Annotated in this window: 10 protein-coding genes and 5 tRNA genes; 6 read left to right on the top strand and 9 right to left on the bottom strand. The window is 41.1% G+C overall.

The window, feature by feature from the left end:
- Window positions 1-101: 101 nt before the first annotated feature.
- Window positions 102-1,250: an acetylornithine deacetylase gene (gene argE, locus KPF51_RS07290; protein WP_005723326.1), complete on the top strand. Its 1,149-nt coding sequence runs from the start codon at window positions 102-104 to the stop codon at window positions 1,248-1,250.
- An 85-nt stretch (window positions 1,251-1,335) separates the two neighbouring features.
- Here argE and KPF51_RS07285 read toward each other — a convergent pair whose 3' ends face one another.
- The 5 genes from KPF51_RS07285 to KPF51_RS07265 form a co-directional block, all read right to left on the bottom strand.
- Complete coding sequence (locus KPF51_RS07285) at window positions 1,336-2,124, bottom strand: glycosyltransferase family 32 protein (RefSeq protein ID WP_005723324.1); 789 nt, start codon at window positions 2,122-2,124, stop codon at window positions 1,336-1,338.
- 110 nt (window positions 2,125-2,234) lie between these two features.
- Window positions 2,235-2,310: transfer RNA gene (locus tag KPF51_RS07280), tRNA-Val, on the bottom strand.
- 63 nt (window positions 2,311-2,373) lie between these two features.
- Window positions 2,374-2,449 (bottom strand) — tRNA-Val (locus KPF51_RS07275).
- 51 nt (window positions 2,450-2,500) lie between these two features.
- Window positions 2,501-2,576, bottom strand: a tRNA-Val gene (locus KPF51_RS07270).
- Between the two features lie 41 nt (window positions 2,577-2,617).
- A tRNA-Val gene (locus KPF51_RS07265) sits at window positions 2,618-2,693 on the bottom strand.
- A 183-nt stretch (window positions 2,694-2,876) separates the two neighbouring features.
- Here KPF51_RS07265 and gltX point away from each other — a divergent pair.
- From gltX to KPF51_RS07240, 5 genes are all read left to right on the top strand, one after another.
- Window positions 2,877-4,319 carry a glutamate--tRNA ligase gene (gene gltX, locus KPF51_RS07260; RefSeq protein ID WP_042742661.1) on the top strand — a complete coding sequence of 481 codons (1,443 nt, stop codon included), beginning with the start codon at window positions 2,877-2,879 and terminating at the stop codon, window positions 4,317-4,319.
- 88 nt (window positions 4,320-4,407) lie between these two features.
- Window positions 4,408-4,483: transfer RNA gene (locus KPF51_RS07255), tRNA-Ala, on the top strand.
- A 284-nt stretch (window positions 4,484-4,767) separates the two neighbouring features.
- Window positions 4,768-6,912, top strand: coding sequence for a polyribonucleotide nucleotidyltransferase (gene pnp / locus KPF51_RS07250; protein WP_061405876.1), 2,145 nt, complete (start codon window positions 4,768-4,770; stop codon window positions 6,910-6,912).
- Between the two features lie 83 nt (window positions 6,913-6,995).
- On the top strand, window positions 6,996-7,892 hold the full coding sequence (nlpI, locus tag KPF51_RS07245) for a lipoprotein NlpI (protein ID WP_010907022.1): 897 nt from the start codon (window positions 6,996-6,998) through the stop codon (window positions 7,890-7,892).
- Window positions 7,893-7,999: 107 nt separating this feature from the next.
- Window positions 8,000-9,832 (top strand): DEAD/DEAH box helicase, encoded by a 1,833-nt coding sequence (locus KPF51_RS07240; protein WP_005754621.1) that lies wholly within the window; start codon window positions 8,000-8,002, stop codon window positions 9,830-9,832.
- Between the two features lie 99 nt (window positions 9,833-9,931).
- Here the strand turns inward: KPF51_RS07240 and modD are convergent, their stop codons facing one another.
- Genes modD through modA form a run of 4 tightly spaced genes read right to left on the bottom strand, consistent with a single transcriptional unit; the run spans window position 9,932 to window position 12,908 of the window.
- Window positions 9,932-10,780: a ModD protein gene (gene modD, locus KPF51_RS07235; RefSeq protein WP_061405877.1), complete on the bottom strand. Its 849-nt coding sequence runs from the start codon at window positions 10,778-10,780 to the stop codon at window positions 9,932-9,934.
- A 17-nt stretch (window positions 10,781-10,797) separates the two neighbouring features.
- Window positions 10,798-11,397, bottom strand: a complete 600-nt coding sequence (locus tag KPF51_RS07230; RefSeq protein ID WP_005723312.1) for an ABC transporter ATP-binding protein — start codon at window positions 11,395-11,397, stop codon at window positions 10,798-10,800.
- A gap of 1 nt (window position 11,398) precedes the next feature.
- Window positions 11,399-12,196 carry an ABC transporter permease gene (locus KPF51_RS07225; protein ID WP_061405878.1) on the bottom strand — a complete coding sequence of 266 codons (798 nt, stop codon included), beginning with the start codon at window positions 12,194-12,196 and terminating at the stop codon, window positions 11,399-11,401.
- On the bottom strand, window positions 12,171-12,908 hold the full coding sequence (gene modA / locus KPF51_RS07220; protein WP_005723309.1) for a molybdate ABC transporter substrate-binding protein: 738 nt from the start codon (window positions 12,906-12,908) through the stop codon (window positions 12,171-12,173). Before modA ends, KPF51_RS07225 begins: the two co-directional genes overlap by 26 nt.
- Window positions 12,909-12,979: the final 71 nt, after the last annotated feature.

The following is a 12,979-nucleotide window of genomic DNA, read 5'->3' as shown; positions in this document are numbered from 1 at the left end:
TTGTGCCTTATAATAAGATAAATTTTTAAATGACTAATTATGCTATTATTATGCATAAATATTTAAAAGGCAATGTCTTTCTGTTTATCAAGGGAAAAACGATGAAAAAAATTCCTTCTTTTTTGCAAATGTATTCCGCACTGATCGCTTCACCAACAATGAGTAGTATTGATCCACATTTTGATCAATCTAACCGCACCTTAATTGAATTATTAGCGAATTGGCTGAGTTCCCTTGGTTTTAAAACAGAGGTTATTCCTCTAGAGGGGAGTCGTGATAAATTTAATTTATTAGCGACTTATGGTGAAGGGGAAGGCGGTTTACTCTTAGCGGGACATACAGATACTGTGCCTTTTGATGAGGGGCGTTGGCAGTTTGATCCGTTTAAACTTACTGAAAAAGACGGTAAGTTTTATGGTTTAGGCACGGCAGATATGAAAGGGTTTTTTGCTTTTGTCATTGATGCGGTAAGCCAGTTGGATTTAACGAGATTGACAAAACCCTTGCGCATTTTGGCGACGGCGGATGAAGAAACTACCATGTTAGGGGCAAGAACTTTTATTCAACATAACCATATTCGTCCTGATTGTGCGATTATCGGTGAGCCAACATCATTAAAGCCTATTCGTGCGCATAAAGGGCATGTAGGTGAAGCGTTACGAATTACAGGAAAAAGTGGGCACTCGAGCGATCCTAGCAAGGGGATTAATGCGATTGAATTAATGCACGAGGCAACGGGTTATTTAATGCAAATGCGAGATGAATTACGCCAGAAATATCATCACAGCGCGTTTAATATCCCTTATCCAACGATGAATTTTGGCGCTATTTCAGGGGGAGATGCGGTGAATCGTATTTGTGCTTGCTGTGAATTGCATTTTGATATTCGCCCTTTGCCGAATTTACGTTTAACGGATCTGAATGAAATGTTACAAGCAAAATTAGCCCCGATGTTTGAAAAATGGGGGGATCGTATTTCGTTACAAGCTTTACATGACCCTATTCCAGGCTATGAATGTGCGCATTCGGCACAAGTGGTGCAGGTGGTGGAAAAATTATTAGGTGAGCAATGTGAGACGGTGAACTATTGTACGGAGGCGCCTTTTATTCAACAGCTTTGTCCGACCTTGGTATTAGGTCCGGGATCCATTGAGCAAGCGCATCAACCAGATGAATTTTTATCTGCCGAATTTATTGATCCAACTCGCCAGTTATTGACCAAACTGATTGGGCAGTTTTGTACAGGCTAAATGCTAGGTCAAGATCGAAAAAGTGCGGTCTGTTTTAAAAAAGTTTTCTCAAACAGACCGCACTTTGGATGCGTATTTTGAGTAGTTATTTTAATAAATCTTCATTTTTCGCATGAATCCATTTACCGCGTTTTTTATCTATATATTGGAAATATTCGTTGGTAAAGGTGCCTTGTGAACAGGTGAGCTTATCTAGACGGGAATTCACCTCTTTATTTTCTAGTGCTTTGATCAGCGTTTCGGGACCTGTTAAGCAAAATACACCGCCCTCAATCCGTTTTTGTTCAATGTTGCTAATAATGATTTCAAGCGTATCTTTTAAGAAAGGATTGCCTTTGGCACTGGCTAAAAAGAAGTTGGTATAACGACCTCGGCGAGAAATGACCACTTCGCTATCCTCTTCATCAATAATGCTGTCAAGGCACCACACTAAGTGTCCATCAATATCCATATAGATACCACCTTCATGATAGAGGGTGAATATACGCCAGAAATCCGCTTGTGCTGCCCCATCGGTCAGCTTGCTATAAGCGTTAAAAGTACGTTCATCTGCATGGGTTTTGATGTAGTCTGCACGGGCTTCCGTACTGACATAGCGATAATCGTAACTTAACGATAATAAACGGTTAAAGAGATAGTTACAGTAAACGGGTAATGTCACTTTATTACTGTAATTGGTTTGCCAAATTACACGATTAATTTTGGTTTTTTTATGGGATTGGCGTTTAGCAGGACTAAATTCGGGAATGGTGAAACGCATTTTAGGAAATAATGCATGAAAAGGATAACTTAAAGTTTTAACGATATTCCCGAGTAGGCGAGTCATACCATTGGTTATCAGAATGAGGTGTTTATTTTTAACAGGTTTATACATGACAAAAGTCCGTTTTCTTTAAATAGAGGGAAATTTGGGATACTTTATCATTTTATGTAAGAAAGAACAAAAGGCTTGTATGAAATGAAAAAAGATTTTTAGAAAAGAAGTGGTGGGCGATACCGGTCTCGAACCAGTGACCCCCTCCTTGTAAGGGAGGTGCTCTCCCAACTGAGCTAATCGCCCTTCAGATTTTGTCTTTTTAACAGGAAAAATGACAAAGTTATGAAGCGTTATTTCAAGTCTAAGTGGTGGGCGATACCGGTCTCGAACCAGTGACCCCCTCCTTGTAAGGGAGGTGCTCTCCCAACTGAGCTAATCGCCCACTTGAGACTTAAAATATTGGGTGAATTTTATGGATTGGAACACATAAAAGTGGTGGGCGATACCGGTCTCGAACCAGTGACCCCCTCCTTGTAAGGGAGGTGCTCTCCCAACTGAGCTAATCGCCCGCATAAAATTCAATCACAACATTGGACACTTTGTTGAAAAGTGGTGGGCGATACCGGTCTCGAACCAGTGACCCCCTCCTTGTAAGGGAGGTGCTCTCCCAACTGAGCTAATCGCCCAAATGTTGTGAGGTGGCATTATAATTATTACTTCTATTCAGTCAACAAGTTTTTACAAAAAAAGCGTTAATTGTTTTAAAAGTAGGCATAAAATCACATTTTTTATTCGGAAATATGGAAACTCATAGTACAATATGGCACAAATTTTTTGATGTAATTTAAGGTAAGAGAAAAGGTTATAAGATGAAAGCAGAAGCATTATTTGATTTAGATCCTGGTGTGAAAGTGCGCACCCGTTTTGCGCCAAGTCCAACGGGCTATTTACATGTAGGGGGCGCTAGAACGGCACTTTATTCTTGGCTCTATGCAAAACATCACCAAGGCGAATTTGTTTTACGTATTGAAGATACTGACTTAGAGCGCTCAACACCAGAAGCGACTGCTGCCATTTTAGAAGGAATGGCGTGGTTAAATTTAGCTTGGGAACATGGTCCATATTTTCAAACCAAGCGTTTTGATCGTTATAACCAAGTGATTGATCAAATGATCGAACAAGGGTTAGCTTACCGTTGTTATTGTTCAAAAGAACGTTTAGAAGATTTACGCAACACACAAGAACAGAATAAACAAAAACCCCGCTATGATCGTCATTGTTTAGGTGATCATAAGCACTCACCAGAACAACCGCATGTGGTGCGTTTCAAAAATCCAACGGAAGGCTCCGTGGTGTTTGAAGATGCAGTGCGTGGACGTATTGAGATCAGTAACGCAGAGTTAGATGATTTGATTATTCGCCGTACCGATGGCTCACCGACTTATAATTTCTGTGTGGTGGTGGATGACTGGGATATGGGCATCACGCATGTGGTGCGCGGTGAAGACCATATCAACAATACGCCGCGTCAAATTAATATTTTAAAAGCCTTAGGCGCACCCATTCCAACTTACGCCCATGTGTCGATGATTTTAGGTGATGATGGACAAAAATTATCCAAACGTCATGGCGCGGTGAGCGTGATGCAATATCGTGATGATGGTTACTTGCCTGAAGCGTTATTAAATTATTTGGTGCGTTTAGGTTGGGGACATGGCGATCAAGAGATTTTCTCCGTAGAAGAAATGATCAAGTTATTTGAGCTTGAAAGTGTGAGTAAATCAGCCAGCGCGTTTAATACGGAAAAATTATTGTGGTTAAATCATCACTATATACGTGAATTGCCAGCAGAATATGTGGCTAAACATTTAGCATGGCACTATCAGGATCAAGGCATTGATACCTCCAATGGACCTGCATTAGAAGACATCGTAAAAATGTTGGCTGAACGTTGTAAGACACTCAAAGAAATGGCTGCCGCAAGCCGTTATTTCTTCGAAGATTTCGACAGCTTTGATGAAGCCGCAGTGAAAAAACATTTCAAAGTCGCCGCGATTGAGCCACTTGAGAAAGTTAAAGAAAAATTGACCGCACTTGATAGCTGGGATTTACACAGCACGCATCAAGCCATTGAACAGACTGCCGCTGAATTAGAATTGGGGATGGGCAAGGTTGGGATGCCATTGCGTGTTGCGGTAACTGGTTCTGGTCAATCACCTTCTATGGATGTAACTCTAGTGGGCATTGGCAAGGCACGTACTCTCGAACGTATTCAAAAAGCGATTGATTTTATTAAAAGTCAAAATGTCTAATATTTAGGCTTCTGTTTAAATATCAGCAATTTGAGGTTGACAGTTTGTGTGGCGGAATTTATTATTACCGCCACGACATTTCTGATGTGGGGATATAGCTCAGTTGGGAGAGCGCTTGCATGGCATGCAAGAGGTCGTCGGTTCGATCCCGATTATCTCCACCAAATCATCTTCTAAGTCTTTAATTCGTCTTTTAAAGCTTATTCTTTGTTTAGTCTGAAAATAAATTACCAATCCTGCATTAAAGCCTGTATAATAGCCGAGCTTTATTTTCTGTATTAACGCGTGCGGCTATCAAAAGTGATTTTACGAACAGTACTGAAAAGCAAAAGTGCGGTTGGAAAGTGAGATTATTTTTGCTAGTCGCAATTGGAAAATAGAGCCATTTTTTTATTCACAAGTTAATGAAATTGTTGATTTCATTAGCCATTTTAAAAGGAACATTCTCGTGAATCCAATTGTTAAACAATTTAAATATGGTCAACATACTGTTACGCTAGAAACGGGTGCAATTGCACGCCAAGCAACGGCAGCAGTGATGGCAAGTATGGATGATACTACTGTGTTTGTCACAGTGGTTGCCAAAAAAGATGTGAAAGAAGGTCAAGACTTCTTCCCATTAACTGTTAACTATCAAGAGCGTACTTATGCTGCAGGCCGTATTCCTGGTGGCTTTTTCAAACGTGAAGGTCGTCCTTCTGAAGGCGAAACTTTAATTGCTCGTTTAATTGACCGTCCAATTCGTCCACTTTTCCCAGAAGGTTTTTATAACGAAATTCAAATCGTGGCGACAGTGGTGTCTGTTAATCCGCAAATTTGTCCAGATTTAGTGGCAATGATCGGTGCATCTGCGGCACTTTCTTTATCAGGTGTGCCATTTAATGGCCCTATCGGTGCGGCACGTGTTGGTTTTATTGATGATCAATTTGTGTTAAACCCAACCATGAACGAGCAAAAACAAAGCCGTTTAGACTTGGTTGTCGCGGGAACAGATAAAGCGGTGTTAATGGTGGAATCTGAAGCCGATGTGTTAACTGAAGAACAAATGTTAGCTGCGGTGGTGTTTGGTCATCAGCAACAACAAGTGGTGATTGACGCGATCAAAGAATTTACCGCAGAAGCCGGTAAACCGCGTTGGGATTGGGTGGCACCTGAACCAAATACCGCGTTAATTGAAAAAGTGAAAGCGATTGCAGAAGCGCGTTTAGGCGAAGCATACCGTATCACTGAAAAACAAGCACGTTATGAACAAATTGATGCGATTAAAGCTGATGTGATTGCACAAATCACAGCTGAAGTGGCAGAAGGCGAAGACATCAGTGAAGGGAAAATTGTCGATATTTTCACCGCACTTGAAAGCCAAATCGTACGTAGCCGTATCATTGCTGGTGAACCACGTATTGATGGTCGTACAGTGGATACTGTTCGTGCATTAGATATTTGTACTGGTGTTTTACCACGTACACACGGTTCTGCGATTTTCACCCGTGGTGAAACGCAAGCCCTTGCGGTTGCAACTTTAGGTACAGAACGTGATGCACAAATTATTGATGAATTAACCGGTGAGCGTTCAGATCACTTTTTATTCCACTACAACTTCCCGCCATATTCTGTGGGTGAAGCCGGTATGATTGGTTCACCAAAACGTCGTGAAATTGGTCATGGTCGTTTAGCGAAACGCGGTGTGGCTGCAGTGATGCCAACACTTGCCGAGTTCCCGTATGTGGTACGTGTTGTCTCTGAAATCACAGAATCAAATGGTTCTTCTTCTATGGCATCGGTTTGTGGTGCGTCTTTAGCATTAATGGATGCGGGTGTACCAATTAAAGCGGCGGTTGCAGGTATTGCAATGGGCTTAGTCAAAGAAGACGAAAAATTTGTGGTGCTTTCAGACATCTTAGGTGATGAAGATCACTTAGGTGACATGGACTTCAAAGTGGCGGGTACACGTACTGGTGTAACGGCATTACAAATGGATATCAAAATCGAAGGTATCACAGCAGAAATCATGCAAATTGCGTTAAACCAAGCGAAAAGCGCACGTTTACACATTTTAGGTGTGATGGAGCAAGCGATCCCTGCGCCACGTGCAGATATTTCTGATTTTGCACCGCGTATTTACACCATGAAAATTGATCCGAAGAAAATCAAAGATGTGATCGGTAAAGGTGGTGCAACCATTCGTGCCTTAACAGAAGAAACAGGTACCTCAATTGATATCGATGATGATGGTACAGTGAAGATTGCTGCGGTTGATGGCAATTCAGCAAAAGAGGTGATGGCGCGTATTGAAGATATTACTGCAGAAGTTGAAGCGGGTGCAGTGTATAAAGGCAAAGTTACTCGTTTAGCTGATTTTGGTGCCTTCGTTTCTATCGTAGGTAACAAAGAAGGTTTAGTGCATATTTCTCAAATCGCGGAAGAGCGTGTTGAGAAAGTGAGTGATTATCTTGCGGTGGGACAAGAAGTGACTGTTAAAGTGGTTGAGATTGATCGTCAAGGTCGTATTCGTTTAACCATGAAAGAAGTTGCACCAAAGCAAGAACACGTTGATTCTGTTGTCGCAGACGTTGCCGCAGAAGAAAACGCATAAGCAATAAACACCAACGCCCTTCGTGATAAAGGGCGTTGGTGTGCATATTGATAAGTACAATTTGTGCTTTAAGGCGAAGCGAAATGAAGCAATTTCATCCGTGGTTAAAGTGCCTGCTAATTTTCCCATTTTGGGTATGTTGTTTAACAGCTTGTGTTAATCATGAACAAGTTTTTCTTTCAAAAGAGAAATTAATGTTAGCAGAGCAACATCCGAATGATCATCTTGAGCATGAGGTGATGGTTGCGCAAATTAGCGAATTGTTACTTGTTAAAGGGTTAAAAAAAGAAGAACGTGCGATTTTACATTTTGAGCGAGGCGTGCTGTACGATAGCTTAGGATTGTGGGCATTGGCGCGTTATGATTTTGACCAAACATTAGCGTTGTATCCAAAATTGGCAGCAGCGTTTAATTATTTAGGTTTATATTTATTGTTAGAGGAAGATTACAGCGCATCTCTAGATATCTTTAATGTGTTGTTTGAACTTGATCCTCAATATGAGTATGCATTCCTAAATAGAGGGCTAAATTTTTATTACGTCGGACGTTATGAATTAGCTCAGCGGGATTTTCTTCAATTTTATCAAGCCGATAAATCAGATCCATACCGCACTTTATGGCTTTATTTAAATGAATTAAAGCATAATCCACAGGATGCTTCTAAAAATCTTGCTCAACGAGCAATGGGGCTTTCTGATGAATATTGGGGTACGTATTTAGTCCAATATTATTTGGGAAAGTTATCAGTTAAGGCATTATTTGCTCAAGCACAGCAATTTGCGCAAATGAATCGTGCAAAATATGCAGAAATTCTAACTGAAACCTACTTTTATTTAGCAAAACTAAAACTCAATTCGGGTCAAATTAATGAGGCGGAAACGCTATTTAAACTGGCCATCGCAAACCAAGTGTATAACTTCGTTGAGTATCGTTTTGCGCTGTTTGAACTCTTGAAATTGAAGCAAAGTTCAAAACCATAGTGGCATGCTTTATGCCATAGGCTGTTGTAAAACGTGAAAACGCGCAACATTGATTACACTGGCTCACCAGCATAGTGAGCATTTCTTTTTTATATTCGAGTACTTTAATGACTGAAACAACAATGACTTTCAATGATTTAGGCTTGCCTGAATTTCTTCTTAACGCCGTCTCTGACTTAGGCTTTGAAACCCCTTCTCCAATTCAACAAAGTTGTATCCCAAACCTGTTAAATGGGCATGATGTGCTAGGTATGGCACAAACTGGAAGTGGTAAAACCGCCGCCTTTTCACTCCCTTTATTAGCACAAATTGATTTAGATAAAAAATATCCACAAATGTTAGTGATGGCACCGACACGTGAGTTAGCCATCCAAGTAGCAGATGCCTGTGAGCACTTTTGCAAATATGCGAAAAATACCAATATTGTTACCCTTTATGGTGGTCAACGCTATGACATTCAATTGCGTGCTTTACGCCAAGGTGCTCAGGTTGTGGTGGGGACACCCGGTCGTATTTTAGATCACATTCGTCGTGGCACTTTAGATTTGTCTAATTTACGTTTTATGGTGTTAGATGAAGCGGACGAAATGTTACGTATGGGCTTTATTGACGATGTTGAAACGGTGATGGCAGAATTACCAGAACAACATCAGACCGCACTTTTCTCAGCCACCATGCCAGATCCAATTCGTCGTATTACTAAGCGTTTTATGAAAGATCCGAAAGAGATTAAAATTAAATCGACGCAAACGACGAATCCAGATATTACACAGAGTTGTTGGTATGTGCATGGTTTCCGTAAAAATGATGCCTTATTACGTTTCTTAGAAGTAGAAAAATTTGATGCCGCGATTATCTTTACTCGTACTAAAACGGGGACATTAGATGTAACGGAATTGTTGGAAAAACATGGTTTCCGTGCCGCAGCATTAAATGGCGATATGACACAACAATTACGTGAACAAACGCTTGATCGTTTAAGAAATGGTAGTTTAGATATCCTTGTGGCAACCGATGTGGCGGCGCGTGGTTTAGATGTGGAACGCATTAGCCTCGTGGTGAACTATGATATTCCATTAGATGCTGAGTCTTATGTTCACCGTATTGGTCGTACAGGGCGTGCAGGACGTACAGGGCGTGCATTGTTATTTGTTGAACCAAGAGAACGTCGTTTATTACGCAATATTGAACAATTAACTAAAAAACCGATTACGGAAGTCGAAGTGCCAAATCATGAGGTACTACAAGCTTGTCGCCGTGAGAAATTTAAAGCCAAAATTACAGTCCAATTAGAGCATCATGATTTAGGGCTTTATCGTAGCTTACTAGAAGATATGTTCACCGCGGATCAAGATCAGGAAGATATTGCGGCGGCGATGTTGATGTTGTTGCAAGGTAAACAAAAGCTTATTTTACCAGCCGATCCAATTATTGATCGTAAAACTTCACGTGGTGATCGTGGCGAGCGTCGTGAACGTGGTGGACGTGAAAATCCACGTTCAGCAGAGCGTCGTGGTTACGGTACACCGCAGGCGATGGATTTATATCGTATTGAAGTAGGACGTTTAGATGGCGCGGAAGTCCGTCATATTGTTGGGGCGATTGCCAATGAAGGTGATATCAATAGTCGTTATATTGGTCATATTAAATTATATGATGATTACACCACGATTGAATTACCACAAGGTATGCCGAAAGAATTATTAGGTGTATTTGCGAAAACACGCGTGATGAACAAACAAATGCAGATGTCATTTGTGGGAGCGTCTAATGCAGGTTCAAGCCGTGATCGCGATGATTTCGCTGACCGCCGTGGTGGAAAACGTAAAGGACGCGGCGATGAACCACGTTTTGGGCGTGAAGATCGTAAATTTAAAGAAAAAAGTCAGCGCACTTTTAATGATCGCCCACGCAGAGAAAGACGTGAACGCCAAAAGTAAGTTAAGATGAGTTTAAACGAGGCGGTTGCGTACCTATTCGTTGATAAACAGTATGATTGCGCCTAAGTGTCCCTTAGGCGCAATTTTTTACTGTCTTATTTATACTTGTTTTTCGATAATCACTTTAATATCTTCTGGCGCTGCATAATAAGGTGCTGATGTAATGAAAAGTTGGATCCCGAGTTTCGCATACTCTGCCACATTATGCTTGTTAACACCACCTGCCACAGATAAGGTAATGTTTTTATTGGCTAACGCTAATAAATGCAAGGCTTGTTTGACTTGTTCCAGCGTGAATTTATCTAATTGAATAATATCAGGATCGGCTGTCAACATTTGTTCAAATTGCACTAAGTTATCAGCTTCCAGTGTAATTTTATTTTCTGGTGCTTGTTGCTTTAGTCTTGTCACGATGCCTTGCCAATCTTCTGGATCAGAGAGGAGATTACGATGATTGGTAAATACCAAGAGGGTTTCGCTCAATCCTTGACGGTGAATATGTCCGCCTGCGGCTAAGACTGCATTTGTGGCTAATTTGCGCGTATTAGGAATACTTTTACGTGTACAAGCAACAACAGCAACAGGATTAATGGCTTTCGCATTGCTAATCATTTCAGCGGTATATTGTGCAACCCCACATGACCATTCCAAGACCAATTGAACCACTTTCCACGCTTGATGTAGCTTATCAGCACTGCCTTTGGCGCTTAATAATAAGCTTCCGGCTTCGACAAATTCTCCTTCTTTCACATACACTTGTGGGTGGATGTCGAGTTTTCGGAGCAGTTTTTCCGCAATACTGATACCCGCGACGATGCCGGCATTTTTACGTTTAAAGCAAATCTCAGCGGGGATACTTTCTAATCCTAATGCATGGGTGGTGAGATCACCACGATAGATATCTTCTAATAAAAAGTCATCGAGTTCGTTATCTGAAAAATAAAGCATAGTGCAGTCCTTATCAATTAAATAAGTTGTCCTTGGTGTAATCGAATTTGCCGGTGAGAAAGGTAATCGGCCTCTTTGGGATCGTGTGTGACTAATAACGTGGTCATGTGATATGACTGCATTAAGTCCTTTAAGATTGCCCAAATATGTTGTTTGGTTTCCCAGTCTAACGAGGAAAAAGGCTCATCAAGTAATAACAAGTCTGGAGGATTGATTAATGCACGGGCCAGTGCAGCGCGTTGTTGTTCACCGCCTGAGAGCTGATGAGGATAACGATCACGTAAATGGGCGATTTTGAGCTTAGCCAGTAGCCTATGCTGTGCTTCGCAATCTGCGTTGGGCTGAGCTAAGCGTAAATTACCAGATACGGTTTTGTGTGGAAATAAATACAAACGTTGATTAAGGTAGCGACAATGACGTTGCCATGGCGCAAGGTTATCAATGGGTTGTTGTGCTAGGGTAATATGACCTTGATAATCAAGATAACCAGCAATGCTATTGAGTAAGGTAGTTTTTCCACTACCAGATTGTCCTACTACAGCGACACATTCTCCTTTACTAACGTGTAAATGGATATGACGTAAAATACCCGCAGATAAATTTTCAATCTTGAGCATCCTAGATATTCCTATTGAGTGTACGTAAGACTAACAGTAAGCAAGCAGCAATGAATAAAAGCCATAGTGATGCGCCTACCGCAATCTCAAAATCACCACTGGCAATATTTAAATAGACCGCCATGGGCAAGGTTTCTGTTTTAAAACGCGTAGCACCCGCTAACATCAACGTTGCACCAAATTCCCCAATTGCTCGGGACCAAGCCAAAATCGCGCCACAAAGTAATGGTTTCCAACACATTGGTAATTCTATTTTGAGCAAGGTTTGAAGCGGTGACAAACCTAAATTGTATGCAGCGAGGCGATAGCCTGAATCTAAGCTAGAAAAAGTACCGCGAGCATTACGTAACATAATGGAACTGGCGATATAAGTTTGTGCCACAATTATACCAAGCGGGCTGAATATCCATTGGCTAATAATGGGAATGAATTGGCTCAAGATGCCCTGTGAATTAAATAAAAGCAGTAGGCTTAAACCTGTAACCAACGGCGGTAATACCATGGGCAAATCAAGAAAAGTATCAATCAATTTTTGCAAAGGTAATCGCACTTGGCTCATGACCCATGCTGATGGGATTGAAATAAAAATAGCCAGCAGTAAAGACAGTATGGATGTCGCAAGAGACATCCATAGCGCAAAATGTAGCTCAGGATCAGTGAGAACCAGCAGAAAAAAGGAAAAGTTGAGCTGGCTTATCAGAGCAAGCACAGACCCAATGACGACGAGCAATAAAAGTAGTAAAGGGAGCAGTGCAAGCTTTAAACTCAGACTTTTATTTAATAGGTAAGAAACCTTCATCGACAAAATATTTCACACCTTGTTCTGAGTTAAAAAGATCAAGTAACTGTTTGGCTTCTTTCGGATGTTTAGTGGAAGCAAGCAGGGCAATAGTGACTTTTTCTTCTGGTGTACCTGCTGGATTTGGTAATAAATCGACTTTATCACGTACTTTCCACGCACCAGAACGTCCGACTACGGCAGCATCCACATCGCCGTTTAATAAATAGAGCATCAACTGTTTGACCGTCGCCGCTTTAACAACAATTTTGTCATTCAATTGTGCTTGATAACCCGAGAGTTCAAGTATTTTTTCTGCCCCTTTACCGAGCGCCATGGCTTTGCTATCACCAATCCCTAAACGCAGATTGCTTTCGGCAAGGGCTTTAAAGGAATCAATTCCAGCGCTTTTTTCTTTACGAATAGCCATTACGGGAATGTGCAGCACTAATGGCGCCGATTCTTTCACGTCACCTGTTTTTTCCAATTTTTCTACATAATCACTTGAGCCGGGTAAATAGAGATCGCCCGTTTTTACCGTGTTATAGCGTGCCAATAATTGTCCTGAGCCACCGTATTCAATCGTAACGTTGTTGCCAGTTTCTTTTTCAAATTGTTTGACAATTTTTTCAACAGGATCTTTTAAGCCGGCACCAGCATAAAGGTAAAGCTCAGCGGCTTGTGCTGAAAATGTCGCTGTGATAAGAGTTGAAAGTACAATCAATTTTTTCATGGTTATCTCCTTTGCATAAAAATGGGATAACTATAACATAATCATTATATAAAATGTAATATATCGAATTT

This window comes from Pasteurella sp. XG20 (assembly GCF_018968665.1).
GTDB classification, from domain to species: domain Bacteria; phylum Pseudomonadota; class Gammaproteobacteria; order Enterobacterales; family Pasteurellaceae; genus Pasteurella; species Pasteurella multocida.
The sequence above is the reverse complement of the archived record's forward strand: the minus strand, read 5'-3'. Positions and strand labels throughout refer to the sequence as shown.